Genomic DNA, 508 nt, shown 5'->3' with positions numbered 1-508 from the left:
GGATGTGGCGGTCAGTCCCGATGGCAAACGGGTTTACCTCAACACCCAGGGTGGCGGCGGCACCGTAACGGTGATCGACACCGGCACCAATAAGGTCATCGGCTCACCTATCACCATCGGTGGTATTCCAAGTGGTTTAGCGGTTAGTCCCGACGGAACCCGCGTTTACGCGACCAATTACTACTCCGTGTCGGTGATCGATACCGTGACCCACCGCAACACCGTCATCTACTCCGCGCCATTAGTCGGCGCGTCGGCTGCTTACCTGGTGGATGTGGCGGTCAGTCCTGACAACACCCGCGTTTACTTCACCTCTGTCAACCGCACCACCGGCGCAGGCACCGTGTCGGTGATCGACACCGCCACCAACGCCATGATTGGAGTACCAATCACCGTCGGGTCTAAGCCGCAGTCCCTTGCGGTCAGTCCTGACGGCACCCGTATCTACGTCACCGGAATGAACGCCACCGGAATCAACGCCACCGGCCCAGGCACCGTGTCCGTGATC

1 protein-coding gene is annotated in these 508 nt (G+C 60.4%); it reads left to right on the top strand.

Annotation, left to right across the window (positions count from 1 at the left end; all coding sequences use genetic code 11):
- Positions 1–508 (top strand): YncE family protein (locus H7I41_RS27065; protein ID WP_264015730.1); only part of this gene is annotated, 508 nt, incomplete at both ends.

The organism is [Mycobacterium] manitobense, assembly GCF_025821665.1.
GTDB lineage: Bacteria > Actinomycetota > Actinomycetes > Mycobacteriales > Mycobacteriaceae > Mycobacterium > Mycobacterium arseniciresistens.
Note: the sequence above shows the minus strand (reverse complement) of the source record. Positions and strands in the feature narration are given on the sequence as shown.